Origin of the sequence: Catenovulum sp. SX2 (assembly GCF_052056295.1) — a bacterium.
GTDB lineage: Bacteria > Pseudomonadota > Gammaproteobacteria > Enterobacterales > Alteromonadaceae > Catenovulum.
Genome location: NZ_CP182493.1, coordinates 1,160,615 through 1,187,303, shown reverse-complemented (window position 1 = coordinate 1,187,303; position 26,689 = coordinate 1,160,615). Strand labels below are relative to the sequence as shown.

At 40.4% G+C, this 26,689-nt stretch carries 25 protein-coding genes; 18 read left to right on the top strand and 7 right to left on the bottom strand.

The features are described 5' to 3' along the window. The first annotated feature begins 130 nt into the window (after positions 1-130). The 6 genes from ilvY (at position 131) to ACMZOO_RS04930 (ending at position 7,146) form a co-directional block, all read left to right on the top strand. A complete protein-coding gene (gene ilvY, locus ACMZOO_RS04955; RefSeq protein ID WP_440905651.1) occupies positions 131-1,024 on the top strand; it encodes an HTH-type transcriptional activator IlvY in 894 nt (297 codons plus the stop codon). 75 nt (positions 1,025-1,099) lie between these two features. Continuing rightward, positions 1,100-1,396, top strand: coding sequence for a DUF3630 family protein (locus ACMZOO_RS04950; protein WP_440905650.1), 297 nt, complete (start codon positions 1,100-1,102; stop codon positions 1,394-1,396). Positions 1,397-1,559: 163 nt separating this feature from the next. Beyond that, on the top strand, positions 1,560-4,484 hold the full coding sequence (locus ACMZOO_RS04945) for an EAL domain-containing protein (RefSeq protein WP_440905649.1): 2,925 nt from the start codon (positions 1,560-1,562) through the stop codon (positions 4,482-4,484). An 8-nt stretch (positions 4,485-4,492) separates the two neighbouring features. After that, positions 4,493-5,269 (top strand): thermonuclease family protein, encoded by a 777-nt coding sequence (locus ACMZOO_RS04940; protein ID WP_440905648.1) that lies wholly within the window; start codon positions 4,493-4,495, stop codon positions 5,267-5,269. 65 nt (positions 5,270-5,334) lie between these two features. Beyond that, entirely contained in the window at positions 5,335-5,922 is a 588-nt protein-coding gene (locus tag ACMZOO_RS04935) for an anthranilate synthase component II (protein WP_440905647.1), read from the top strand. A 78-nt stretch (positions 5,923-6,000) separates the two neighbouring features. Further along, positions 6,001-7,146 carry an HDOD domain-containing protein gene (locus ACMZOO_RS04930; RefSeq protein WP_440905646.1) on the top strand — a complete coding sequence of 382 codons (1,146 nt, stop codon included), beginning with the start codon at positions 6,001-6,003 and terminating at the stop codon, positions 7,144-7,146. A 2-nt stretch (positions 7,147-7,148) separates the two neighbouring features. Here ACMZOO_RS04930 and mutH read toward each other — a convergent pair whose 3' ends face one another. Both mutH and ACMZOO_RS04920 read right to left on the bottom strand, forming a co-directional pair. Beyond that, positions 7,149-7,838: a DNA mismatch repair endonuclease MutH gene (mutH, locus tag ACMZOO_RS04925; protein WP_440905645.1), complete on the bottom strand. Its 690-nt coding sequence runs from the start codon at positions 7,836-7,838 to the stop codon at positions 7,149-7,151. Beyond that, complete coding sequence (locus tag ACMZOO_RS04920; protein WP_440905644.1) at positions 7,838-8,677, bottom strand: putative RNA methyltransferase; 840 nt, start codon at positions 8,675-8,677, stop codon at positions 7,838-7,840. Before ACMZOO_RS04920 ends, mutH begins: the two co-directional genes overlap by 1 nt. Positions 8,678-9,001: 324 nt before the next feature. On the opposite strand from ACMZOO_RS04920, the gene ACMZOO_RS04915 reads away from it, so the two are divergent. The 4 genes from ACMZOO_RS04915 to ACMZOO_RS04900 all read left to right on the top strand — a co-directional run bounded on the left by ACMZOO_RS04915 (position 9,002) and on the right by ACMZOO_RS04900 (position 10,922). Next, positions 9,002-9,715 carry a SapC family protein gene (locus ACMZOO_RS04915; RefSeq protein ID WP_440905643.1) on the top strand — a complete coding sequence of 238 codons (714 nt, stop codon included), beginning with the start codon at positions 9,002-9,004 and terminating at the stop codon, positions 9,713-9,715. Positions 9,716-9,817: 102 nt separating this feature from the next. After that, on the top strand, positions 9,818-10,363 hold the full coding sequence (locus ACMZOO_RS04910) for a SprT-like domain-containing protein (protein ID WP_440905642.1): 546 nt from the start codon (positions 9,818-9,820) through the stop codon (positions 10,361-10,363). A gap of 56 nt (positions 10,364-10,419) precedes the next feature. Next, positions 10,420-10,662, top strand: a complete 243-nt coding sequence (locus ACMZOO_RS04905; protein ID WP_016957664.1) for a type II toxin-antitoxin system Phd/YefM family antitoxin — start codon at positions 10,420-10,422, stop codon at positions 10,660-10,662. Beyond that, a complete protein-coding gene (locus tag ACMZOO_RS04900; protein ID WP_440905641.1) occupies positions 10,662-10,922 on the top strand; it encodes a Txe/YoeB family addiction module toxin in 261 nt (86 codons plus the stop codon). Before ACMZOO_RS04905 ends, ACMZOO_RS04900 begins: the two co-directional genes overlap by 1 nt. Before the next feature lies 1 nt (position 10,923). Here ACMZOO_RS04900 and ACMZOO_RS04895 read toward each other — a convergent pair whose 3' ends face one another. The 3 genes from ACMZOO_RS04895 to metK all read right to left on the bottom strand — a co-directional run bounded on the left by ACMZOO_RS04895 (position 10,924) and on the right by metK (position 14,260). After that, the gene (locus ACMZOO_RS04895) at positions 10,924-12,129 is read right to left on the bottom strand and encodes a pyridoxal-phosphate-dependent aminotransferase family protein (RefSeq protein WP_440905640.1); all 1,206 of its coding nucleotides are present in this window, start codon (positions 12,127-12,129) and stop codon (positions 10,924-10,926) included. A 78-nt stretch (positions 12,130-12,207) separates the two neighbouring features. Beyond that, positions 12,208-12,930 (bottom strand): class I SAM-dependent methyltransferase, encoded by a 723-nt coding sequence (locus tag ACMZOO_RS04890; protein ID WP_440905639.1) that lies wholly within the window; start codon positions 12,928-12,930, stop codon positions 12,208-12,210. A gap of 178 nt (positions 12,931-13,108) precedes the next feature. After that, the gene (gene metK / locus ACMZOO_RS04885; RefSeq protein WP_440905638.1) at positions 13,109-14,260 is read right to left on the bottom strand and encodes a methionine adenosyltransferase; all 1,152 of its coding nucleotides are present in this window, start codon (positions 14,258-14,260) and stop codon (positions 13,109-13,111) included. A 400-nt stretch (positions 14,261-14,660) separates the two neighbouring features. On the opposite strand from metK, the gene tkt reads away from it, so the two are divergent. From tkt to ACMZOO_RS04850, 7 genes are all read left to right on the top strand, one after another. After that, positions 14,661-16,655 carry a transketolase gene (tkt, locus tag ACMZOO_RS04880; protein ID WP_440905637.1) on the top strand — a complete coding sequence of 665 codons (1,995 nt, stop codon included), beginning with the start codon at positions 14,661-14,663 and terminating at the stop codon, positions 16,653-16,655. Between the two features lie 50 nt (positions 16,656-16,705). Then, the gene (epd, locus tag ACMZOO_RS04875) at positions 16,706-17,731 is read left to right on the top strand and encodes an erythrose-4-phosphate dehydrogenase (protein WP_440905636.1); all 1,026 of its coding nucleotides are present in this window, start codon (positions 16,706-16,708) and stop codon (positions 17,729-17,731) included. Between the two features lie 30 nt (positions 17,732-17,761). After that, positions 17,762-18,940, top strand: a complete 1,179-nt coding sequence (locus ACMZOO_RS04870) for a phosphoglycerate kinase (protein WP_440905635.1) — start codon at positions 17,762-17,764, stop codon at positions 18,938-18,940. 93 nt (positions 18,941-19,033) lie between these two features. Then, on the top strand, positions 19,034-20,164 hold the full coding sequence (locus ACMZOO_RS04865; RefSeq protein ID WP_440905634.1) for a DNA alkylation repair protein: 1,131 nt from the start codon (positions 19,034-19,036) through the stop codon (positions 20,162-20,164). 112 nt (positions 20,165-20,276) lie between these two features. Next, the gene (rluA, locus tag ACMZOO_RS04860; RefSeq protein WP_440905633.1) at positions 20,277-20,930 is read left to right on the top strand and encodes a bifunctional tRNA pseudouridine(32) synthase/23S rRNA pseudouridine(746) synthase RluA; all 654 of its coding nucleotides are present in this window, start codon (positions 20,277-20,279) and stop codon (positions 20,928-20,930) included. A gap of 1 nt (position 20,931) precedes the next feature. Continuing rightward, positions 20,932-21,423 (top strand): DUF6942 family protein, encoded by a 492-nt coding sequence (locus ACMZOO_RS04855; RefSeq protein ID WP_440905632.1) that lies wholly within the window; start codon positions 20,932-20,934, stop codon positions 21,421-21,423. Between the two features lie 518 nt (positions 21,424-21,941). Continuing rightward, positions 21,942-22,871, top strand: a complete 930-nt coding sequence (locus ACMZOO_RS04850) for a DUF3530 family protein (protein WP_440905631.1) — start codon at positions 21,942-21,944, stop codon at positions 22,869-22,871. Positions 22,872-22,943: 72 nt separating this feature from the next. On the opposite strand, the gene ACMZOO_RS04845 is transcribed toward ACMZOO_RS04850, so the two are convergent. Then, positions 22,944-24,110 carry a nucleotide sugar dehydrogenase gene (locus tag ACMZOO_RS04845; protein WP_440905630.1) on the bottom strand — a complete coding sequence of 389 codons (1,167 nt, stop codon included), beginning with the start codon at positions 24,108-24,110 and terminating at the stop codon, positions 22,944-22,946. A 126-nt stretch (positions 24,111-24,236) separates the two neighbouring features. After that, entirely contained in the window at positions 24,237-25,646 is a 1,410-nt protein-coding gene (locus ACMZOO_RS04840) for a mannose-1-phosphate guanylyltransferase/mannose-6-phosphate isomerase (RefSeq protein ID WP_440905629.1), read from the bottom strand. 270 nt (positions 25,647-25,916) lie between these two features. Here ACMZOO_RS04840 and pdhR point away from each other — a divergent pair, with 270 nt between their 5' ends. Next, entirely contained in the window at positions 25,917-26,681 is a 765-nt protein-coding gene (gene pdhR / locus ACMZOO_RS04835; RefSeq protein WP_016957916.1) for a pyruvate dehydrogenase complex transcriptional repressor PdhR, read from the top strand. Positions 26,682-26,689 lie beyond the last annotated feature (8 nt).

Here is a 26,689-nt window from a genome sequence, read left to right as displayed (position 1 = left end):
AAAAATTTGCGCACACTTTACCTAATTACAGACGTTGCTTAAAGTGATATATTTAAAAAACTGTATTTCATATTGTGAAATGCTCGGTCAGATTCAACTAACTCTTGGTCAATTGATAGGTAAGTCGCTGGTGGAACTTAAATCGTTGCGTTGTTTTATTCATTTAGCTGAAAGCCTGCACTTTGCAAAAACTGCAGAGGCTATGCACACCAGTGCACCAACTTTAAGCCGTATGATTAAAAAGCTAGAAGAAGAAGCCGGTTGTATTTTGCTCGAGCGTGACAACCGAAGTGTTGCGTTAACCGAAGCCGGCAATCAGTTTTTGTCTTTTGCACGACAAACATTAGATAACTGGCACAAGTTTCAACAACATACCCAAGTGAACAGCCATGAGCTACGAGGTCAATTGAAAGTATTTTGTTCGGTGACTGCCTGTTATTCACATATTCCGCCTATATTGGCGCGCTTAAGTCAGCAGCATCCGAAAATTGAAATTCAGCTCGAAACCGGTGCGGCTTCACTCGCTATGGCAAAAATTTCTAGCGGTGAAGTTGATATAGCTTTGTCTGCTAAGCCTGACCTAATGCCAAATAATTTAGCCTTTCATCCAATTGACCGCATTTCAATGTCGCTCATTGGCCCAGTAATGGACTGTGATGTCAAAGATAAACTTAAGGTGGATAAACCAGATTGGCAGGCAATTCCATTTATAATCGCAGATTCAGGTTTTACTCGGACGCGCAGTGATAAGTGGTTTAGGTCGCATCATATAAAACCAAATATTTATGCAACTGTAGCAGGGCATGAAGCTATTGTCTCTATGGTGGCGCTTGGCTGTGGTGTAGGTTTGGCACCAGATATTGTTATTGAGAATAGCCCTGTACGTGAAAAAGTCGTGCGTATTGAAGCCGCAGGTGAGATAGAACCATTTGAACTTGGCGTGTGTTGCATGCAAAAACACTTGGTTGAGCCTTTGGTCGCAGCTTTTTGGCATGAAGCCTGTACCGCAGAAAATTTGCAGTAACTATATTGTAGTGTCGACTAGACTAAGGTCTATAGGTTATTATTTATAACTTTATTAAGGGGATTTAGCCATTTTATGCAAAAATTAAATCTAATTTCTGTTGAGCAAACGGATGACAGTATTTTATGCACCTTTGCCCAAAACTTAAATTATGACAATGTTGAAGATTTAATCTTGCCTTGGCTCAATCAACATAGATTTAATTTTAAAGAAAGCATGTTTGGCGCCGACAGAATAAGCTGGCGGTTAGAGATAGCGCAACAGATTGTATGGCTGCACTTTGATGAGCTAACACAAAGTTGTTGGTTTGACCAAACAAGTGAAGAATTATTGGCTAAACTTAAACAAATTGTAGAAAATAACGCACATTAGACACACACATAACACTCTTACCAGATATATTTGCGATGTTGTAACGCGCTGGCGTATTTCACAAGTATCTGTTGGTTTATAAATAGACAGTCCATTAGGCTTAAAGAAGCTAATAACTTAGACATTTAAAACAAACAATAAAAACAGATAAGTGACTCTTTAAATGAAATTTGTAACAAGGTTTTACCTACTTGTAGTATTTTTGCTCGGCTTTATGGCATGGCAAGGCACTGCAAGCGCTCAGCAATTGTCTGTCGAGCAAATTAAACAACAGAAAAAAGTTGTTTTGGGACAACATCTAAAATATCAGGCGCTTGAACAACAAGTTGATATACAAACTGTGGTTGAGCGTTTTCAATTGATAGATTGGCAGACCTTTTCCAAAGACCTTCCGGTATTACCCTATAGTCAACAAGCCTACTGGTTTTACTTTGATATTAGTAACACTAGCTTTGTGCAGCAGTCTTTGTATTTAGATTATCAATTTCCTTTGGTTGATCACATAACCGTTTATCAGCAAGATTCTACAAACGGTGTGGTTGAAATTATGGATACCAATTTAACTCAGTCGATAGAAGAGCGTTTGTTGCCGTCGGCTGACTTTGTGGTGCCGCTGACACTTGTGGCTAATAGCCAAACACGTATTTTGATTAGAATAGAAAACGACGGCTTGGTACAAGTGCCTATGTATTTGGTTGACCAACCTTGGTTAACTACAGACAAATCAATAAATAGCTTTTGGTTGGGAGCAGGCCTTGCCTTGTTGGTGGTATTGTCGATTTTCTCGCTGATAGTTTATGTGCTCAATCGCGATGTCAGTTTTTTATATTATGCTGTGTTCTCGGCTTTCTTTTTTATCTATTACAGTGCCGCTACTGGTTATCCTATTGAATTTTTATGGCCGAGTTACCCGGCTATTTCGCAAGACTTATCCATGTTTTCACTCGGTATTTCTTTAGCTGGTGTGTGTTTATTCGCCTCAGCGTTTTTACATTTGCGTGAAAAAGTCCAGTGGTTGCATAAATCGGCGCTTGGTTTGTGTGGTTTATTTGCTGCTAGTTCCTTAATTGGCATCTTTGTTAACCACTACCAACAAATTCAATTACAGGTTGTGATTTTTGTTTTATGCGCTGGATTTTTGTTAAGCAGTGGCATTTATGTCTGGGCTAAAAAGTATCAAGACGCTGGCCGTTTTGTAATTTGTTTTTCTTTAATCACTTTATCTTGTGCGCTTTTTGCAGCAAATAGATTTGGCGTTATCCCAAGAAACATAGTGACTGAATATAGTTTGTTGGTATCGCAATTTTTTGCTTTTATCGTGATATTTGAGGCTTTATCGAGCCGGATTAAACAAGAGCGCAGTCAAAGGTTAAAAGCTCAGTTAGAAGCGTTACACCATTACGAACAATTTTACGATATTTACGAAAACGCAGTAGAAGGGCATTTTACCACCACAGTTGATGGTCGATTACTCAGAGCCAATAAAGCTTTTTGTGATCTGGTCGGTTACATAAATTTTGAAGAATTAGCGCATAGCATAGAAAATATTCTCGAGTTATATGTATCGCCAGACGAACGCGAAAAACTGGTCGCACGTGCAAAAGAGTTCGGCAGGGTATATGGCTTTGAAGCGCAATGGCGTCGTACAAATGGGAAAAAAATATGGGTTTCTATCAACTTAAGGTTTGAGCCTAAAACCCCAGAAGGCCCAGCTCTGATTGGATCATTAATTGATATCAGCCAGAAAAAACGCTCAGACAAACAGCTGCAATTTTTGGCGGCGCACGATTCGCTTACTGGCTTATTAAACCGCCGTGAATTCGAACGCATTTTAAATGAAGCTTTAATTGAATGTAGTCAATCTAAAGTCAAACACACTTTGTTATACATGGACTTAGATCAGTTTAAGGTTGTTAACGATACTTGTGGCCATAAAGCGGGAGATATCTTATTACGCCAATTGACTGATGAATTGAAAGACATCTTAAACAAACAAGGCATTATTGCGCGTTTAGGTGGTGATGAATTTGGTGTGCTGATCAAAAACAAAATTGGCGATGATGCTTTTGTGATTGCGTTCCAATTAAAACAAGCTGTGCAAGATTTTCGTTTTGTCTGGGAAGGGCGGGTATTTACCGTTGGTGTCAGTATAGGTTTGGTTGAACTCAACGAAGAGAACCACTTTATTGACGAAGTTATGAGTATTGCCGATACCGCTTGTTATGCAGCCAAAGATAAAGGGCGTAATCGTATCCACGCGTATACCGAATCGGACGAAGACGTTAAAACACGTCATAACGAAATGCAGCAAGTGTCAAAAATTAACGACGCGTTAGCTAATGATAGATTCGCCCTACAAGCTCAGTTGATATACAACATGCAACAGCCAACAGAGATGCTGCATTACGAATTACTTATTCGTATGTTCGACGAAGAAGACAATTTAGTGCCACCAGGATTGTTTTTGCCGGCAGCTGAACGTTATGGTTTAATGCCATCCATCGATAAATGGGTGATTAACCATTATTTTGCTTGGTTGCAGCATAACCCTTTACATATGGCTAGAGTGGGTAAATGTGCAATTAACTTATCAGGACCGTCGCTTGCTGAAGAAAGCATGCAAAACTATATTCTCGATTGTTTTGACCATTACAAAATTCCATACAATAAAATTTGTTTTGAAATTACCGAATCTATGGCAATTCAGCAGTTAGACGCCACTTTAAGTTTTATTAAATGTTTTAGAGATTTAGGCTGTTCGTTTGCATTGGACGATTTTGGCAGTGGCTTTTCATCTTATGGTTATTTGAAAAACTTGCCGGTGGATTACTTAAAAATTGACGGTAGTTTCGTTAAAGACATGCTAGTCGACCCGATTGACCGAGCTATGGTTAAATCTATTTATGAAGTTGCCAAAGCAATAGGTATGGAGACTGTTGCAGAGTTTGTTGAATCGGAAGATATTCTGGCTGATTTACGTGGTATTGGGATTAATTATGGTCAAGGTTATGGCATTGCTAAACCAATGAATTTGGATGACTTCGTGAAAAAATTTGGCCGCAGTGGTCGTTTTGAAATGGGAAGCTAACAATTTTTATGGGCAAGTTTGTTTATTTAGGTTTGTTGTGCGCTTTTTTCGCAACTTTTACTAGCGACCTGCACTCGGCTAGCTGCCGTAGCACAGGTTATCATAGCCAAGTAAAAGTGAAACAGGTGTTGGACGCAGACTTAATTGAGCTGGCTAGTGGTCAACAAGTGCGTTTAATTGGTATACAAGCGCCACTTAGGAACCGTGCAACTGACGAACTGGCGTTAAAATTGTCAGCGCAGTCGAGTAAGTTATTGAAGGATATTTTGGCAGAGCAGCCAAGTATTTCGTTAGTTTTAGACAAAGAATTGCTCGACAGTGATGATCACATGCTTGCACATGTGTTTTTAGCTGACGGGCAAAACATCCAACAACTGCTGTTAGAGCAGGGCGCTGTGCAATTAGATATTCAACCGCCAAACACTATGTTTTGGGGCTGTTATTTTCAAGCGCAAAAGCTGGCAATACAACAACAATCAGGTGTTTGGGCACATGCTGAATTTCAAGCCAAACCTGCACAACAAGCACGTTTTAGCAGTGATGTTAAACAAAATTGGCTTGGCAAAGTTGTCCGTGTTTTTGAGCACCAACAATCGACTTGGTTGGTACTGAATGATTGGTTGTATATTCAGGTGCCTGATAGCGTTAAAAGGCGTTATTTTAAAGAAATGACCTTCTCTGAATTAATTGGCAAACAAATCATAGTTAATTCATCTGTTAGTTATAAAAATAATCGTTGGCAAGGGCAGGTTGCTAATCCTTGGGAGCTAATCAAGCAATTTTAGCTCGCGTAACGGGGGTAAATTTGTTATTTTGCCCGCTTCAAATCATCTAGTGCATGCGGTTATTTATGCTTCTATTAATCGATAATTACGACTCTTTCACTTACAACTTAGCCCATTATTTTATTGAGCTAGGCTGCAAGGTAAAAGTGGTACGTAATGATGAAATTTCCATCGAACAAATTGAGCAGCTTAACCCTTCGCATATTGTTATTTCACCTGGCCCTTGTACGCCAAATGAGTCTGGTATCTCGTTAGCTGTCATCCAAGCTTTTGCACAGGACAAACCCATTTTAGGTGTGTGTTTAGGCCATCAGTGCATAGCACAACATTTTGGTGGCAAAGTAATTAAAGCGCCTAAAGTGATGCATGGTAAAACCGCTTTGGTATCCCACAATAATCAAGGTTTATTTGCTGGGATTAACCGTGAATTTATCGTTACCCGCTATCATTCATTAGCAGTTGAACCAGCTTCATTACCAGATGAATTAGATGCTACTGCGTGGAGCGATGAAGCAAATGGCGACAAAGTGATTATGGGTTTGCAGCATAAAACTTTACCTATTTTTGGTGTGCAGTTTCATCCTGAATCTGTTTTATCTGAGTTTGGCCATCATATTTTGCAGAACTTTGTTGCGGCTCGCAGTAAAACTTGATTTCATTGGTAATGGGGTTAGCAGTAAGCTAAACTCAAGTTCACGCTCTCATCGGATCTGATATAAAACTTCAACTACATGGCTGATACGCGCTACTCAAATCTAATCAACACTCGCTTTCACGACTTATTAATAAGTTACGATTTCGCACGTAAACACAATGGTGCTCATCTACAAGCAATGGCCGATTTGTTTACTGAGCAAGAGCAACGCCAGTTATTAGATGTTGAATTAGTTGCAAAAAACGAGCGTGATGCACTTGAACATGCCAAGGAAAAACATCGGCAAAAGAAAGACCTTGAGATTAATCAATTAGTGGCAGATCAAGTTGTTGAGCAACTGAGTGATGTCGACAATATCTTTGAAAATGTATTGCATATCCAAGACTCTATTCCGGCTATTTTAGATATTTTATCCGTACGTGCAGCCAATATTGGTCGTATCGAACCCTTGGTCATGAACCTACCTTGGTTAGAGCAAGACATGGTACAGTTTGTTAATTTGCCAGGTTATCGACCGACCAAAGAAGGCAAACCAATACGAGTAGATAAAGCGAAAAGCGCACTCAGTTATATAGGTATAGATAACCTTAAAATGGTGGTGCCTACTTTTGCTATTCGTAAATGGATCCCGCACAGTACAGAGCCATTTAGATTAATGAAACGCAAGCTGTGGGAAACCGGCTTAGGCGCAGCAGTTTCCTGTAAACGCTTGGCGTTGATTCATAACTTAGACCAAAACATAGCATTTACCATAGGTGCATTTCATGGTTTAGGTCAGTCCGCGTTGGTGCGAATGTATCTACGTACTTTTGATAAAGTATGGAAAGAGCAACTAGAAATTGCTCGTGAACGTAGATTAAAAGACGATCATGAAGCAATTAGTGCGCTTGAACCCAGCGGTGAAGCTTTGCGCAACATTATGCTTGAACATACCCCTAGATTAAGTGCAGAGCTGATAAAACGTTTTGATTTAAAAAGGTTTATGATCCACAACCCAATGCAAGAATTTGCAGCAGGTGATATAAGAGAAATGTCACCACTTGCATTGATCATGAAAAAAGGCATTTGTTACTCACGTTACAAGCTACTGCAGCGCCATGGTTTAATCGCCAAACATGAAGCGAAAATTTATTTTAAAGAAAATAATTTTACCGCAGTAGAAGTAGCCGAGTTAAACAAGTTGTCGATGCGCCGTTTAAATTTACGTTTAGAACAACAATAGATTTAACCAGCCATAGCTTGGCGCAAAATATCTAAAGTGAAGGCTTTTTTCAGATAAAAGCCGCGCGGTAACGTTTGAATTTGTTGCCCACTTGAACCTATGCCTTGCGTGCGTACTCGGCTGTTGGCCGCTTTTGGTCTTATTTGTAAATATTGGCCTGTTTTAGCGGTAATTTGGCTTACTTGACCAAGTGCTATCATATCCATTAGTTCTTCCCAATCTTGCTGCAGAGCTTGATCTTGTTCCGGCGTTGGCGACCACAAAATAGGGAAGCCGACTAATCGCTCGGCAATGGTTATGCCTCTTTCAGCTAAAATAGGTACCCACAAAACTCGGTTTAATTTCACTCGTACAGGACATTGTTGCCAAGTTTGTCCTGCAATACCCGTGAGTGGAGCAACACAAACATAGGTTGTTTCTAATGGAGTGCCTGTTCTGTCGACCGGAATGGTTTTTAACTCAATGCCGATATGCTCAAAATCAGGTACAGGTTTAGAGCCTGCGGTTGCGCCTAAATGCCATTCTAATAATTGGCCGGTCCAACCTTTATCACGGTCGAGTTTTTCAGGAACAGCGACACCAGCCAAGTGAGCAAGCTGGGCTAAATTTAAACCCGTGATTTGCCCAGCTCTTTGCATTAATTCACTTTCTGTTTGTGGGGCTGTTGGTTTGGTTGGAGGAGAAACTTGCATTAACCGTTCTCTTGTTGCCACACGCTTATCTGTGCATCTATCCCAAGGGTAAACTCAGATTGTTTTTTAAGCGCAGTAATTTTATCTGTATTGCCTTTGTGTCCGTGTGGTGTCATCAAGAGCAAATCACTAATTTGTTGTTGGTTTAAACAATAATCATATTGCACTGATTCGGTATTAATTAGCTTAAAACCAGCTGCAATGGCGCTGTGACGGTTAATGGGAGAGAATGCCTTAACTTCAGGATAAATTGCCTGACGCAATTCAAGTAAATGCTTTTCACCGCTATCGACACAAATTAACAAGCCGCTAGTTTGCAATTTTTTGGCAAATTCTGCATAAACCGGGAAACCAAACATACATAAAATGTGGCTAAGAGAATGATCCACAACAGGAATATTTTTATTCGACGCAACTAGATATTGCACTTGCTGATTATGTTGTCGGTTTTGCCGGGCAGCGGATATGATGGCATCTTTGGAAATATCTAAACCAGCTAACTTTGCCTGTGGTAACTGCAGGGCAAATTGACGCAAGTAATACCCTTCACCACAACCTGCATCTAACAAGCTAACGTCGGTGTGATTTTGTTTAGTTAAGTTAATGACAGTTTGGGCAATTTGTTGGTAAACGCCTGAATTTAAAAAACGACAGCGCGCTTCAACCATAGTTTTGTCATCACCCGGTTGTTTAGAACGTTTTTGCTGCACAGGTAACAAGTTTAAATAACCTTGTTTGGCAAAATCAAAATGATGATTATTGCGACAGCTCACGAATTTATGGCTGCTGTGCAGATGTAAATTTTCGCCATCTAAAGGGCAAATTAAACCAATAGACATGACCAACTCGTCTAATTTTTAATGTGAGTACTATAACTGTTTTTGCTGGAAGCTGGTTAAATGTTACAAAAATTATCGTCGCTAATGCATTGTTCGTCTAAAAAATAGCCCGAATGGTTGAATTTACTTCTATCATTTACCTCAATTTAACTTTTTGTTGAATTTATGCTTGAAATTGTTCGGCTAATGCATATCTTAGTATCTACCTTTTACTCAATTGCACGTCGGTTGGGCTTAAAGCTATACACAGTTACATCGCGTTGATAATGACAATAATGTATTCAACTCGAGCACGATAATACAAAGAATTTATGGAGAACCCCGATGTTTAAAAAATTGGTTCCGATCAACTCAAACCAACATAAAGATATTAAGCTTAAGCGCGCACCGAATTATAACTTTGCTAAAACAGTCCATGTAGCACCGTTATTGGCTCATGAATTTCCACAAGCGTCTTCTAGCTTCCCAATTATTTTCCACAAAAACGAAGAAACCAACGAGTATCATCCACTTGGTTTGTTGGGCTTGAAAAAAGAGCAAAATTTATTAATTAAAGATGGTCAATGGACTGCAACCTATATCCCAGCATCTATCCGTCGTTATCCTTTCGCTGCTGCTTCAGTTAACGGCAATGATGAAAACATGGTTGTATGTTTAGACGAAGAAGCTGAAATGTTTAACACTGAAGAAGGTGAACCGCTATTTAAAGAAGATGGCAGCGAAGCTGAAGTGTTAACTCAAGTTAAAGAGTTTATGAATTCTTTCATCGACCGTGAAGCTGCAAGCCGTGGTTTTGTTGGTTATATCGCTGAAAAAGAATTATTAGTACCACGTACAGTTGGTTACACCAAGCAAGATGGTGAGCGTGTAAACATTGGTAGCTTCCACGCGTTTGACGAGCAAAAATTTAATGAGTTGTCTGATGAAGATTTCTTAGAAATGCGTAAACGTGGTTACTTACCTGTAATTTATGCAATTTTAACTTCTATGCAGCACATGGAATCTTTATTCCGTTTACAGCAACAAGCTGACGCATAAATTAAATTTTAGCTACAACTAAAATTATACAAACAGCCCACAAAGTAATTTGCTGGGCTGTTTTTGTTTGTATACCCAGCCAAAATTTCTCGGTACGTTTTTATGAATCTGACGGATAAAAAACATCTGATAAAAAATAGCTTCGACAAACTGATTGCAAGCTATGCAGAACGATACCCAGAACTAGCAGGCTACGCTTTAAAATTCAATCAAGGAAAACGCCAACTTGGTAGCTGCCATTATCTAAAAAAACAGATAAGTATCTCGGCACATATTCTTGAACACAACCCGATTGAATTGCAGTTAGACACGCTAGCTCACGAACTCGCACATGCACTGGCTTATATTGCCGATGGACATAGAGGGCATGGCAGACCATGGCAAAAGTGGGCAAGGGCACTTGGTGCAACCCCCAAAGCGCGTACACGTGAACCGATTAAAACCCAAGCTAAATATCAGCTGGTATGCAAACGCTCAGGCACAATTGAAGAATTACCCCGCAGCTACCATAAAAAAGTCAGCCTAAAAAACCGTTATATTGGCGGTGATAAAAGCAGCTTAAATTGTTTGTACTTAGTGGAGATGCAACAGTGGCAGGCATATTTGCAAGGGGAAATTCTAACTGAGCAGCTGCAGTTGTTGCAGTGAATGTAATTGTTGACTAAACGCACGTATAGGCGTACGCTTCTGTTGGAGGTGAAAATATGACCACTTTAAACGCAACAGAAGCTCGAACAAAGTTATACAGTTTGATTGATGAAGCAAATCAAACACATCAGCCGATACTTATTACTGGTAAAAGAGGTAATGCAGTATTGATGTCTGAAGAAGACTGGTCTGCAATAAACGAAACGCTTTATTTATTGTCTATTCCAGATATGCGAGAGTCAATCCGTGAAGGTTTAGCAACGGATTTAGCTGAATGTGATACGGATCTCGATTGGTAATGTGGGATATTTATTACACTAAACAAGCTAAAAAAGACGCTAAGAAATTGGCTGCAGCCGGGTTAAAAAGTAAGGCCAAAAACTTGTTGGATATTATACAACTTAATCCTTATCAAAATCCGCCACCGTATGAAAAGCTAGTGGGTGATTTAGACGGTGCGTATTCCAGACGTATAAATGTTCAGCACCGTCTCGTTTATCAAGTTTTAGAATCCGACAAGGCCGTTAAAGTATTAAGGTTGTGGACTCACTACGAATAATTTAAAAATTATCCGAATATTGCGCTTGCAAACCACGCTCTAACTCAGCCATACCAGTAGGCAAATCTATATCACCACCCAAATCACGAATCGCACAACCAAAAGCGTGTAAGGTTCTAAATAAATGATGAGCACGGCTTTGTTCACCCATTTGGCCAATGCGCACAATATTTAAACCAAAAGAACCCGCTATCTCGACGCGGTAGCGATTTGATATATGTTGGCACAAAGCTTTTTGCGCAATGCCATTTGGCACTTCAATACCTATTACTGAATTTAACCGAGCGGCTTCAGGCACAAATAATTTTAACCCTAACGCTTCAATGCCACGTTGCAGTGCTAATGAGCAACGCAAATGGCGAATAAAACGATTCTCTAAGGTTTCTTTACAAATAAGAGCCAATGCTTCATGGATTGCCAAAATACCTGATACTGGGGCTGTATAGTGATACGAACTTTGGTGCCAAAATTTTTCGGCCAAACGCGCATCTAAACACCATTGTGGGCAGTCTCTTTCACGGCTGTGAATGCGTTGATAAGCACGCTCAGAAAAAGCAATTAGTGACACACCAGGAATAGACGATAAGCCTTTTTGCCCGCCAGTGATCACTGCATCAATTTTCCACTCATCCATTTGCAGCGGCATAGTGCTTAACGTACAAACAGCATCAACAATTACATAACAGCCATAACTATGGGCAAGCTTCGCTATTTCTTCTAAATTTTTATTACAAACTGTATTTGAGGTTTCACCTTGAACTAAAGTGATAACCTGTGGCTTAAAACTTTCAATGCTTTGTTTGAGCTGAGCTAGATCGGGAATTTGCTGGTCGGGAACGTTAAATAATTCAACTTGTGCACCAACTCGTCGTGCCATTTCCGCTAGGCGACCACTGAAAAAACCATTGTTAATACTCAGTACTTTAGTGTCTTGCCAAATTAAGTTGGTGATTGCCATTTCCATAGCAGCCGAGCCAGGCCCAGCTACGCCCATTATCCATTTTGAATTGGTTTGGAACACATAGCGTGACATTTGTTTTACTTGTTCAATAATTTTCGCCATTGTGTCACCCAAATGGTTGATCACTATTGAATTGGCTTTGGCGACTGGCTCAGGAATAGGCACAGGACCCGCACCCATCATTAACAAGGGTTCAGTTGGCAGGATATCTTCTAATGCTGTGAGCTCAGGCGTTGGTATATGCATAAAACAATTAAAAATTAATGACAGTTGGGATTATCATTGTCGCTTAAACAAATGGATTGTGCTAGATGGAAAGTCATATTAATCAGTATATTTGTGCTGTGCGTTTATAAAAATCGCGAAGAATGGATGTTCTTTAGGAGCCTGTAAAGCGACTCGCGAAAAAGTCACTTTTTTAAACGCTGGCTGGAGCATATTTATTAAACCGATAAACCCGTTTTTTAAGCCCAAATCTCGCTGATAAACTGGCATTACCATCAAGTCTCCGCCAGATTTACAGCAATCTATCATTGCCTGATAATACTGCTCACTTTGCTGAAATATAGATTCTGTTAAAGTTGTACTTAAGGGGAATGGATGCGGGGCAAAAGAAGTGACTAAATCAAACTGATTTTTTAACTCGGGTAGCTCAGTAAGGGCTTGTTGAATGGTCAAGTCAATTAAATAATTTGGGTGCAGTTTTGTATGAATAGGATTCCTAGGATTGTTTATGTCCGGATCAAGCGCCCAGACGGCTTTTGCTAGAACTGCGAGTAGGTGGGTGATTTGCCCACCACCACAGCCAACATCTAATATCCGTTTGCCAACTAGCCATTCACTTGCTTGTGAAAAACCGTTGGCGCAAGCAGCCATTTCAACAAATCTATGTGGATCTTGTTCACGTTGCCAAGCAGCTTGACCTGAATGGTCAACAACTGGGTATACACTTGCATCGACAAACTGTTTTGCCTTGGTCATAGGTGTGAGGGTGAATTGGCCGTATATAGGTGAGTGAGTTGTCTTGCTTTGACAGTCTACTAACATTAGATGTTTTCCTTAACTAAACCAGCACTCCCGATAGACAATCGCCCATGGTAATACCCATAGCAATTATCAGTTCAGGTTCTTTTCGTAATGTTGAAGAGTATAAATAAAAAAGGCTGCCAGTTGGCAGCCTCAATGTGGAATCGCTAGGTTTAACTATCGACTGATAGTTCGAGTTTTACAAACCAGCAGCCGCTTTTAAAGCTTCAGCTTTGTCGGTTTTTTCCCAAGGGAATTCTTCACGACCAAAGTGGCCATATGCAGCAGTAGGCTGATAGATTGGACGCTCTAAATCTAACATCTTAATTAAGCCATAAGGACGTAAATCAAAATATTCACGTACTAATGCAACCAATTTATCTTCATCTAATTTGCCTGTGCCAAAAGTATCAATACTGATAGAAGTTGGCTCAGCAACACCAATTGCGTAAGAAACTTGAATTTCACAACGGTCAGCTAAACCTGCAGCAACAATATTTTTTGCAACATAACGGCCTGCGTATGCTGCACTGCGGTCAACTTTTGATGGATCTTTACCAGAGAAAGCACCACCACCATGACGCGCCATACCGCCATAAGTATCAACAATAATCTTACGACCTGTTAAACCACAGTCGCCCATTGGCCCACCAATTACAAAGCGGCCAGTTGGGTTAATGAAAAACTTAGTATTGGTTGATAACCATTCAGCAGGTAATACTGGCTTGATGATTTCTTCCATTACAGCTTCACGCAAATCTTCAGTTGAAACACTGTCACAATGTTGAGTTGATAAAACAACTGCGTCGATTGCAACAGGTTTGCCATTTTCGTAAGCAAAAGTCACTTGGCTTTTTGCGTCTGGACGTAACCAAGGTAAAGTGCCATTTTTACGTACTTCAGCTTGGCGTTTTACTAAACGGTGTGAATAAGTAATAGGCGCAGGCATTAAAACTTCGGTTTCGTTACTTGCATAACCAAACATTAAACCTTGGTCACCAGCACCTTGGTCTTCTGGGCGAGCACGGTCAACACCTTGGTTAATATCAGGTGATTGTTTACCTATAGTATTTAAAATGGCGCAAGAATCTGCATCAAAACCCATATCTGAGTGGGTATAACCAATTTCACGTACGGTTTTACGGGTTAATTCTTCAATATCCACCCAAGCGCTGGTGGTTACTTCACCACCGACCATTACCATGCCGGTTTTTACGTAAGTTTCACAAGCTACGCGTGCCTGTGGGTCTTGTGCCAAAATAGCATCTAATACCGCATCAGAGATTTGATCGGCAATTTTATCCGGATGACCTTCTGATACAGATTCAGAAGTAAATACGTGTCTGGCCATGTTTTAGTCCTAGTCGACGAATTTTAAATAAAGATGGGCTAATTTTAATCGTTAATTGATAATTTGCAAGTCTTTACGTCTAGACGTCTAAACCTCTAAATCGTGAGTTGTTATTTTTCGCATCTAATTTATGAATTTTTATATAGTCATACTTATTCTTTTGTCGGCAGCTTTTGTGCTAGAATACGCGCAGTTTTTCGGCAGGTGATATTCGCCAATATGTCATATTTGTGAATTATTATGCTGGCTATAAGTGATAAATATTTGCACTTAAATAGTGGCTGGTAGAAAATACCCGCCGGTTTTAGTCTGCCAACCGTCTAGGTACATAGCACACATAGGTTGGCACACAGTAAAATTTATATACTCACATAAATACAGGTTATCTTAAGGAGTTAACATGGCTTCACGCAAAGAACTTGCTAATGCTATCCGCGTACTAAGTATGGATGCGGTGCAAAAAGCAAAATCAGGTCACCCTGGTGCCCCTATGGGTATGGCAGACATCGCTCAAGTTTTATGGTGCGATTTCTTAAACCACAACCCACAAAACACTAAATGGTCTGATCGTGACCGTTTCATCTTGTCTAACGGCCATGGTTCAATGCTTATTTATTCATTGTTGCATTTATCTGGTTACGATTTACCAATGGATGAATTGAAGCAATTCCGTCAATTACATTCTAAAACTCCAGGTCACCCTGAGTACGGTTACACAGACGGCGTTGAAACAACAACTGGTCCTTTAGGTGCCGGTATCTCTAACGCTGTTGGTTTTGCAATCGCTGAAAAAACTTTAGCTGCACAATTCAACCGTGAAGGCCACGACATTGTTGACCATTTCACATACTGTTTCTTAGGTGACGGTTGTTTAATGGAAGGTATCTCTCACGAAGCATGTTCTTTAGCAGGTACTTTAGGTTTAGGTAAATTAATCGCATTCTGGGATGACAACGGTATTTCTATCGACGGTCACGTAGAAGGTTGGTTCACTGACGATACACCTAAGCGTTTCGAATCTTACGGCTGGCACGTAATTGCCGGTGTTGATGGTCACAACCCAGAAGCAATCGCTAAAGCAATCGAAGAAGCTAAATCTGTAACTGACAAACCAACAATGATTTGTTGCAAAACTATCATTGGTTTAGGTTCTCCTAACAAATGTGGTAGCCACGACTGTCACGGCGCACCATTAGGTGATGAAGAAATCGCAGCAGCACGTGAATTCTTACAATGGCCACACGCGCCATTCGAAATTCCTTCAGACGTATACGCTGGTTGGGATCAAAAAGAAGCGGGTGCAGCAAAAGAAGCAGCTTGGAATGCTAAATTCGAAGCTTATAAAGCAGCTTACCCTGAATTAGCAGCTGAATATGAGCGTCGTGTAATCAAAGGTGAATTACCAGCTGAGTTCGCTGAAAAAGCAAACGCATTCATCGCTGAAGTTCAAGCTAAAGGTGAAAGCATTGCTTCACGTAAAGCTTCACAAAACACTATCGAAGCTTTCGGTAAAATTATGCCTGAGTTGTTAGGTGGTTCTGCTGACTTAGCAGGTTCTAACTTAACTTTATGGTCTGGTTCTAAAGGTATCCAAGACGACGCAGCTGGTAACTACATCCACTACGGTGTACGTGAATTCGGCATGGCGGGTATCATGAATGGTATTTCATTGCACGGTGGTTTCATCAACTACGGCGCTACTTTCATGATGTTTATGGAATACGCTCGTAACGCAGTACGTATGTCTGCACTTATGGGTATTCAAAACATTTTCGTATTCACGCATGACTCTATCGGTCAAGGTGAAGACGGCCCAACTCACCAACCAGTTGAGCAATTAGCAAACTTACGTATGACTCCACGTATGTCTACATGGCGTCCAGCGGATGCAACTGAAGCTGCAGTTGCGTGGAAATTTGCAGTTGAGCGTCGTAACGCACCAACTTCATTAATTTTCAGCCGTCAAGGTTTACCAGCTCAAGCACGTACTGCTGAGCAAGTTGCTGACATCGAAAAAGGTGCATACGTATTAGTTGATACTGCTGGTACACCAGATGTAATCTTAATCGCAACTGGTTCTGAAGTTGGTTTAGCGGTTAATTCTGCTAAAGCATTAGCTGAAGAAGGTATTCAAGCTCGCGTTGTTTCTATGCCTTCAACCGACGCATTTGATGCACAATCAGCAGAATACAAAGAATCTGTACTTCCAGCTGCAGTAACTAAGCGTGTTGCTATCGAAGCTGCACACGGTGATTACTGGTACAAGTACATCGGCTTTGCTGGTGCAACTGTTTGTTTATCTACTTTCGGTGAATCTGCTCCAGGTGGTGACTTGTTCAAGCACTTCGGCTTCACTGTTGAAAATGTAGTAGCGACAGTTAAAAAATTAGGCTAATTTAGCCACTAAAATGATAAAAAGGCAGACTTGATCTGCCTTTTTTGCGCTTGGAGAATCTAACTATTATTCGCATTGCTATTAACGGATTTGGCCGTATTGGTCGAAGTGTTGTTCGAGCCATATTTGAATATGGATTAGAAGACCAGTTTAAAGTTGTTGCTATCAACGAATTAGCTACGCCAGAAGCTATGCTACATTTGTTGAAGTACGATACCTCGCATGGCCGTTTTAAGGCTGACGTTTCAATTGAAAATAATCGGCTAAAAATTAACGATTATTGGGTGCACTTATTACACGAAGCAAACACAGCTCATTTGCCTTGGGATAATTTAGGGGTAGATGTGGTTTTTGAATGTACCGGTAAAATTGGTTCATTTGAAGAAGCTTTTGTTCATGTAAGGCAAGGTGCAAAAAAAGTGTTATTGTCGCATCCAGGTGATTCTAGCATTGAAGCAACTGTTGTTTATGGGGTTAATCAAGATATTTTGTCGCGACGTCATCGCATTGTGTCGGCAGCATCTTGTACCACCAATGGTTGTGTGCCAGTGATCACTTGTTTAGATGATGCTTTTGGTATTGAAAGTGGTTCGGTGACAACGATTCATTCGGCAATGAATGATCAATCAGTTATAGACTCTTTTCACCCTGATTTACGTCGAGCGCGCGCCGCAGGTGAATCTATCATTCCAGTAGATACACGACTCGCTGCTGGTATTGAACGGATTTTGCCTAAATTTCAGCGCCGCTTTGAAGCCATATCGGTACGAGTGCCAACTGTAAATGTAACGGCACTAGTAATGAGTGTTACAGTGGAAAAATCTGTGCGAATTCGCGACGTAAATGAAGTGATTAAACAAGCAGCACAAGGTAAACTGAAGGGGATTTTGGACTACACGGAAGCCCCGCTTGTTTCGATAGACTTTAATCACGATCCACATTCGTGCATACTCGATGGTACACAAACTCGAGTCAGTCATAACAAATTGGTTAAGGTATTAATTTGGTGTGACAACGAGTGGGGTTACGCAAATAGAATGTTAGACACTTGCCGTGCCATGTTTGCGGCAGAATAAACATATACATAATAAATTGGAGACACGATTATGTCAGTAATCAAAATGACTGACCTGGATTTACAAGGTAAACGCGTATTAATTCGTGAAGACTTAAACGTTCCTTTGGACGATGCAGGCAACATTACTTCTACTGTGCGTTTAGACGCTGCAATTCCAACTATCCAACAGGCATTGGATAAAGGTGCGGCTGTATTGGTAATGTCTCACTTAGGTCGCCCGACTGAAGGCCAATTCGAAGAAAAATATTCATTAGCACCTGCAGTTAAATATTTAGCTGAAAAATTATCTGCGCCAGTATCTTTAGCAAAAGATTATTTAGACGGTGTAGAAGCTAAAGCAGGTGAATTAGTTGTTTTAGAAAACGTGCGTTTTAATGAAGGCGAAGGCGCTGATGATGATGCATTAGCGAAAAAACTTGCAGCTTTATGTGACGTATTTGTAATGGACGCATTTGGTACTGCGCACCGTGCACAAGCTTCAACTCATGGTGTTGCTAAGTTTGCACCTGTTGCAGCTGCTGGCCCATTATTAGTGAACGAGTTAGACGCATTAGGTAAAGCTTTAGGCAACCCTGAGCGTCCATTAGTTGCTATTGTTGGTGGTTCTAAAGTTTCTTCTAAATTAGCTGTATTAGATGCATTCTCTAAAATTGTTGACGTATTAGTTGTTGGCGGTGGTATTTCTAATACTTTCGTTGCTTCTGCTGGTAACGAAGTAGGTAACTCTTTATACGAAGAAGATTTAATCCCAGAAGCTAAGCGTTTACGTGATACAACAGAAGTTATTTTTGCAACTGATGTTCGTACCACTAAAGAAGGTTTTGGCGACTGGAACCACAATTCAGTAACTGAAACTAAACAAGCAAATGAAATTCAAGCCGACGAAGAAATTATCGACTACGGCCCAGAGTCTGCTGCGCGTGTTGCTGAAATTATCAAATCAGCTAAAACAATCATTTGGAATGGCCCTTGTGGTGTATTCGAATTTGATGCTTTTGCTAAAGGTACTGAAGTGGTTGCACGTGCAATTGCTGAGTCTGACGCTTTCTCAATCGCAGGTGGTGGCGACACTTTAGCTGCTATTGATAAGTGGAATTTAGCAGATAAAATTTCTTACGTTTCAACTGGTGGTGGTGCTTTCCTTGAGTTTGTTGAAGGTAAAGAATTACCAGCTGTTAAAGTATTAGAAGAAAGGGCTAAAGCTTAATATTTAGCATAACTTTGCTTTTATCCAAACCCCAGCTTGCTGGGGTTTGTTGTATCTGGGGCTTGTTGTATCTGGGTTAGTGCAGGAGGAAAAATGGAACCGTTTAAAAACGTCTTTAGTATAAAACTGATTGAACATATTGCGGCACAAATTGAGCTATATGATAAGGCTTTTAATAAATCTCAATTTATCGAGCTAGCGGCTAAGGATTTAGAGCAGCTTGAACTGAAGCAGCGCAGTCAACAAATCTATCAAGCGTTACAACAAACCCTTCCTTCAGACTACCGTGAATCTTGTGAAATTTTATTAAAAACGCTCGCGCCAGTAGACGAGACTTCTGAACAAATTCATTTTGATAATAGCGCACAAGGTATTCGTGGTTGGGCAATTATGCCTATGGCAGATTTCGTCGCTTTACATGGTTTAGAAGATATTGAGTTTGCCTTATCGGTTTTAAAACAAATGACCAAACGCTTTTCTGCCGAGTTTGCCATTCGGTATTTAATTGAAAAAGACCCAGAGTTGGTGATTGCCACATTACAAACTTGGTTAGAGGATAAAAATCCGCATGTGCGCCGTTTAATTTCTGAAGGTACAAGACCAAGATTGCCTTGGGGTATACGTTTGGGCTGTTTTATTGAAAAGCCACAGTTGACTATTCAATTATTAGAACAACTCAAAGACGACGACAGTGAGTATGTCCGTCGTTCGGTTGCCAATCATTTAAATGATATTAGTAAAGACCATGCAGATTTGATTGTGAGTTTAACTGAAAACTGGCTAGCTAATGCTGATAAAAACCGCCAAAAACTTCTAAAACACGCTTGTCGTGGATTAGTTAAACAAGGGCATCAAGCAGTGTTAGCTGCATTTGGTTTCGGCGAGCCTCAAGTAAAAGTGATAGCCGGGCAAGTATCGCCAAAGCAGATTGAGTTGGGCGGGCAAGTTGAAATAAGCATAGAACTTATTTCAACAGCAAATAAATCACAGAATTTAGTCCTTGATTATGCGGTACACCACCAAAAAGCGGGCGGAAAAACATCCGCCAAAGTGTTTAAGTGGAAACAACTTGAGTTACAGCCAAATCAAACTCTGTTGGTTAAAAAAATTCATAAAGTCATAGCTGTAACTACACGAAAATATTATTCGGGTGAACACAAAATTGATATTTTATTGAATGGACAATTGCTAGAAACCGTGAGTTTTGACCTGTCCGTACCATAAAATATTATATTGGCTAATTTTGCATACTGGTTGGTGCGCGCATGAAATGTGTAACTTCTAATGGCTTACGTATATAATCACGCCACTTTGATTTAACCAGCAAGCCGACACTGTGACTTTTGTATATAACCCACCACAAACACCTTATCTACCCATTTTGTATCAAGATCAAGATATGGTGGTGTTTAACAAACCAAGCGGTTTATTGTCGGTAAAAGGCAAATTACCCGAACATTGGGATAGTGTAGAGTTAAGAGCAACACGTGTATGGCCAAAAATTGGTGTAGTTCATAGGTTAGATATGGCGACGTCTGGTTTAATGGTGTGGGCTTTACACAAAGAAGCACACGGCAAGTTGGCTCGGCAGTTTCAAGACAGGGTGACCAAAAAAACGTATATCGCGCGCATTTATGGCAAAGTTGCAGCAGAGCAGGGGTTAATTGAATTACCTCTTATTTGTGATTGGCCGAATCGACCAAAACAAATGGTAGAGTTTAATCGTGGTAAACCCTCAACAACTTATTGGCAAGTTGAAGCATACGAAGAAAATGCCACTAGGGTTAAACTCTTTCCGATCACAGGCCGCTCTCATCAACTTAGAGTACATATGTTAAAGCTTGGTCATCCCATTTTGGGGGACAGGTTATATGCACATGAAGATGCATTAGCTAAGGCTAACAGGCTGCAATTGCATGCTGAAACTTTGTTTTTGTATCACCCAATGACAGGTGAGCCTATGAACTTCAACGCACCTTGCCCGTTTTAATATGATAGGTATAGGTAATCCCCGAGCAAATATTCACTTGTGTTTGCAACACAGACCACCAGTTGCACCATACCCAGCGCTGCAGGCTATGCATTATCTGCAAATAGGTGAATTGGCAGAGCTGGTTGGTCAATGTTCGAATAATTGGCGTAAGGTGTTTAATTGTTATGCCAAGTTGTTATTTGAACTAGATGCCTTAGGTTTTGCCAGTTGGCAAGATTATCGAGAAGCTCACCTGTTGCAGCAGGGATGTCAGCACTCTGTGTTGTTTGCACCAACGCCGTTTGAATTTAAACCAGATCCGGATTGTGTTTATATTATTGCCGGTAAAACTTATGCGGCAACTTTACCATTACCTGACCTTGAATGGTTGTCCCCTTCATTTGCCATTAATCACAAACACAAAATTATCGTATCACCCTATTTTGATTATCGGCAGTTAACCAATGAAAAAACACTGCAGTTAGCCGGATTGATTCGGCAGCTTTGTTAGATGTGGCGAATATCACTGCACGTTGTGTGCAATATACGGGAACTACTAGCTTTCTAGTTGCTGCACAAAGCGAGTTAAACAAGGTCAAGGTGGTTGAGATATTTTTGAAAAATCGCTTCAAGGCCATCCTGGCTCGCTCTCACACGGCATCCATGCCGAGTTGACGTTTTTCAAAAACAACCTCAACCACCTTTCCCGCAATTTTATTGCTTTTCTTGTGAGGAGTAGCAGCTTTGAATTGTTTTTATCAAGCAACAACGCCGCGATATACTAGTTCGAGAAAGCCTGCTCGAAATGCTAACTTTCTAAAACTTCTTTATCAGGGATGATAAAGCAGAGCTTCCACGGATGGATTTACAGCGTTTTTAGAAAGTTATGCTTCGAGTGGGCTTTGGTACACGGCTCTACCAGCGTATTCCAGAATAAAGAGCACAGTAATAGCTCGATACTTATACTATAGTTTAGCCATTAACCGCCGATAACCTAACTAAGCAAGGTAACCATAAATCAGGTGATTTATGCGAGTTTTTACATCATTCATTATATTCGTGTGTTTATTCGCAATTGCATTGCGCAGTTATGCTGAAGAAACACCCGCAGAAGCATCTACTGAGGTCGCTGCTGAAGAAGGCGCAACAGCACCACAGCCAACCGCCATTCGACCCAAACACATATTGCCGCCGTCTGAATACCAAGTCGCGTCAAACGACTTACTCAGATATGCACCAGAAGCAGAGATAAAGCCGTTAATGGCAGGCGAAAGCCAGTTTACTGCGTTAATTAGTGAGCAAGATGGTAGCGTAATTCGAGGCAGCGCTTTGTTGCTGCCTGATATCAGTTTGCATCCTAATCAATCAGCCACTTTTTACCAATTGCGTTATGCGCTCAATCAATATGGTTGGATCAGCGTTGCCGGTATTATGCCAGAGATAATGCACCAACAACTCAAAGATGAGCAGCAGCTTCAACAGCTAATTGAACGCCCAAATAACACGCTTGATGTGGTTTTAGAGGATACGCAAAAACAATATATCAACCAATTGCAGCTGGTTATGTCGAGTATGTTAGATGAAGCCTCAGCGTATCCAGGACTTATCATGTTAGTGGCGCAAGGGGCAACAGCCGGTTGGTTGGTTGAAGGTTTGGCATCGCAGCAACTAGAAATGCCTGACGTATTAGTGCTGATATCTCCGTATCTGCCCGATCAAAAACTCAATCAAAAACTACCGGCGAAAATTGCCCAGCTGCCAGTGCCAATTTTGGATGTATGGTCAGAGCGAGATAACCCTTGGGCAAAATCCACTGTAATGGCACGGAAAAAAGCGAGTAAACGTTATTTGACTATGCATTATCGTCAACGTGAATTATTTGGCTTTCGCGGATTAGAAACAACAGACGCACGCCTTGGCAAAGAGATATATGGTTATGTAACTTATCTGGGGTGGTAACAACTCACAACAGTTAGAAACAAAAAAGGAAGCTAATGCTTCCTTTTTAATGAGTTAGCTAAATAGGATTATTTAGTCACTGCCAAATAAATCACGGGTATATACTTTATCCGCGACATCTTCTAATACATCTGCCATGCGGTTAGTTAAAATAACGTCTGACTCTTGTTTAAACTCATTTAAGTCTTTAATCACTTTTGAGTTGAAGAAGGTGTCTTCTTCTAACACTGGTTCATAAATAACAACTTGAATACCTTTGGCTTTTATACGTTTCATAATGCCTTGGATAGATGAAGCGCGGAAGTTGTCTGAGCCAGATTTCATAATTAAACGATAGACACCAACTGTTTTTGGCCCACGAGCAATAATTGAATCTGCAACGAAATCTTTTCGAGTGGTGTTGGCATCTACAATCGCTCGAATTAGGTTATTTGGAACATCTTGATAGTTAGCCAATAACTGTTTGGTATCTTTTGGCAAACAATAACCACCATAACCAAAAGATGGATTGTTGTAATGACTGCCAATGCGAGGGTCTAAACCAACACCTTGAATAATTTGACGACTGTTTAAACCATGGCGCTCTGCATAAGTGTCTAACTCGTTAAAGTAAGCAACACGCATAGCTAGATAAGTATTTGAGAATAACTTAATTGCTTCTGCTTCGGTTGAATCAGTAAACAATACATCAACGTTTTCTTTTATCGCGCCTTGTACCAACAAGTCTGCAAATACCTTAGCACGCTCAGATTGTTCACCAACAATTACGCGAGAAGGGTAGAGGTTATCGTATAAAGCTTTACCTTCACGTAAAAATTCAGGTGAAAACATTAAGTTTTCGCAGCCCAACTCTTGTTTAATTTCAGCAGTGTAACCAACAGGTACAGTTGATTTAATCACCATAACTGCATCTGGGTTAATAGCCATTACATCTTTAATTACCGCTTCTACTGAGCGAGTATTGAAGTAGTTGGTTTCAGGGTCATAGTCAGTTGGTGTTGCGATAACAACGTAGCTTGCACCTTGGTACGCTTCTTTTTTATCTAAAGTCGCACGAAAGTTAAGCGGTTTTTCCGCTAAATACTTTTGAATATATTCATCTTCAATCGGCGATTTTTTATCGTTTAGCAAGTTGACCTTTTCTTCAACTATGTCTAACGCGACTACTTCGTTGTTTTGTGCCAATAACACTGCATTTGAGATACCAACGTACCCTGTTCCTGCTACGGCTATTTTCATATTTCCGCTCCTAATGCTTCCTGACCTAAGGCCATTTTTTGTCTTTGCTGGCGCAGTGGCCAAAATTTTAAAATTTATAGTTGTAAACGCTACATGCAGTTAAATAAGCACACGCGCTTAGCCGTGTTAAACACGGCCGTATCTATCTTCAAAACGTACAATGTCGTCTTCACCAAGGTATGATCCTGACTGAACTTCAATTAATTCTAATGGTACTTTACCTGGATTTTCTAACGCGTGAATTACACCAACTGGAATATAAGTCGATTGGTTTTCTGTTAATAATAATTCTTTATCACCATTAGTTACTTTGGCTGTACCAGATACTACAATCCAGTGCTCAGCTCTGTGGTGATGCATTTGCACAGATAATTTCGCACCAGGTTTTACTGTGATGCGTTTAACTTGATAACGTGCACCATTATCAATTGAATCGTATTTACCCCAAGGGCGATATACTTCTCGGTGGAACTGAAATTCGCTGCGACCTTCAGCTTTTAATTGGTTTACGATGTTTTTAACATCTTGCACCTTATCTTTAGCTGCAACCATAACCGCATCTTTAGTGTCGACTATGACTAAGTCTTCAACACCAACTGTTGCTACCATACGGCCTTCAACCGAACCATAGACCAAACAGTTTTTAGTACTTTCGCCGATAAAGTCGCCACGCACAGCATTGCCGTTATCATCTTTATTATTCACTTCCCACAATGCTGACCATGAGCCAACATCATTCCAACCTGCATCTAATGGTACAACCACAGCTGCATCGGTTTTTTCCATTACCGCATAATCAATTGAATCATCTGGGCAAGCTTCAAAAGCTGCTTTATCTACACGAACAAAATCTAAATCAGCGGCAGTATTACCTATGGCTTTTTTACAGGCTTCTAAAATAGCCGGTTGGTATTTAGCTAGTTCAGCTAAGTAACGGCTAGCTTTAAACATAAACATACCACTATTCCAGTAGTACTCACCGCTATTTAAATATTCGGTTGCTGTGGCTAAATCTGGTTTTTCAACAAAACTATCTACCGCATAAGCTGTGTCTACTGCGTTGCCACGTTTAATATAACCATAACCAGTTTCAGCATGGGTTGGCACAATGCCAAAAGTCACCATCTTATCTTGTTTGGCGAGAGCTTGGGCTTTATCAATGGCGGCTAAAAACGCATCATTGTTTTGAATAACATGGTCTGCGGCTAAAACTAATAGTAGAGGGTCGTCACCATTTGCAGTTGCTTGCAAAGCGGCAAGTGCAATAGCAGGGGCTGTGTTGCGGCCAACTGGTTCTAAAATTACTGGGCTTTGCAGCGCTTTAATCGCTCTAAGTTGCTCTGCTACCATAAAGCGGTTGTCTTCGTTACAAATTACCAGAGGTGCTAAATGATCACTGCCTTTTAAGCGCAATACAGTTTCTTGTAACATAGAGTTATCGCTTGCAAGCGGTAAATATTGTTTTGGGTAAGCTGAGCGAGAAAGGGGCCATAAACGCGAGCCAGAACCGCCCGCCATCACAACTGGTAGAAACATAAAAAGAGTCCTTGAAATGCATCAAATTTTTATTGTTTAAATATAAGCACAGATGCTAACACGTATTGTGGGCGACCGTAAGCTTGAAAACATGACATTTACCACAGATGTTTAAATTTAGCTTACATACTTTACTGAGTTAGATTACAGGTAAGACCTCACCACTATAAACAATAAAAATTGTGCACATTAATTTACAGCAAGAATTGCTTCTGCTATCGTAACGCGCAATTAAATTGGTATTACCAATTATCCTGTGCACGGAACAACATGAATTACCAAAAAATACGTCAACCTAAATTGGCTGATGCCATCCTACAACAACTCGAGACTATGATACTCGAGGGCAGTTTATTGCCAGGACAAAAGCTACCACCTGAGCGTGAGTTGGCTAAACAATTTGACGTATCTAGACCTTCATTACGCGAAGCTATTCAAAAATTAGAAGCCAAAGGTTTAGTATATCGCCGTCAAGGTGGTGGTACTTATGTTCACAATAAATTACAGAATGCTTTAGTCGACCCCTTATTTGAATTAATCTCTGCAAATCCTGAAACTCAATTTGATTTATTAGAATTTCGTCATGCACTTGAAGGTATTTCAGCTTACTACGCAGCGCTTAGAGGTACAGAAGCTGATTTCAATCAAATTAAAGCTGCATATGAGTTGACGAAGACGCAGGCACAATCCACAATTTCTGACCAAGTTGATGCTTTATATCAGTTTTATTTATCAATTGCTGAAGCATCGCATAATTTAGTGATTGTGCATTTAATTCAGGGTATGGCTGCACTGATTAAGAAAAACATAACGCAAAATTTAGAAGTACTATCTGTTAAGCCGGATATATTACCCAGCTTAGACAAGCATAGAGATTCATTGATGGTTGCAATTCTAGCGCGTGATCCAGAATCAGCACGTTTAGCGTCGCACCATCATTTGTCTTTCATTGAAGAGTCTTTACTTCAATTAGGGCAAGAAGAAAACCGATTGCAGCGTGCAATGCGACGTGTGCAAAAAGAACTAAAACACTAGCTGGCTAA